We start from the raw sequence: 483 nt of genomic DNA on the forward strand, positions 1-483 counted from the left end.
AAACTTCGGTGGATCCATGATCACCACGTCAAATTTGGTGCCTTGATCTCGATATTCACGCAAAAGTTTGAAGACATCGGCGTTTAGGAAACGCGCGTTTCTTGTGAGATATCGAACGCATTGAGCTCAGCATTAAACTTTGCCGTGTCCAATGCCGGTTGCGAGACGTCGGCATTGATCACTCGTTTAGCACCGCCTTTTAAAGCGTAAAGCCCAAAGCCGCCGGTGTAAGAGAAGCAGTTGAGAACCTCTTTGTCTTTGACGTATTTCATCGCTTGTTGGCGGCTATCACGCTGATCAAGGTAGAAACCAGTTTTGTGCCCACCGACAATATCAACGCTAATTTTGACGCCATTTTCTTCGATAACAACAGATTTTGGTGGCATTTCACCATGTAAAACGCCAGTTGTTTCTTGGAGGCCTTCTTTCTTACGTACGGAAACATCTGAGCGTTCGTACACATTGCAGTCAGGGAAAACTTCA

Annotated in this window: 1 pseudogene; it reads right to left on the bottom strand. The window is 45.8% G+C overall.

The features are described 5' to 3' along the window. A pseudogene (locus CIK04_RS28795) lies at window positions 1-483 on the bottom strand (class I SAM-dependent rRNA methyltransferase); the annotation flags it as partial.

The organism is Vibrio sp. 03_296 (assembly GCF_002265885.1).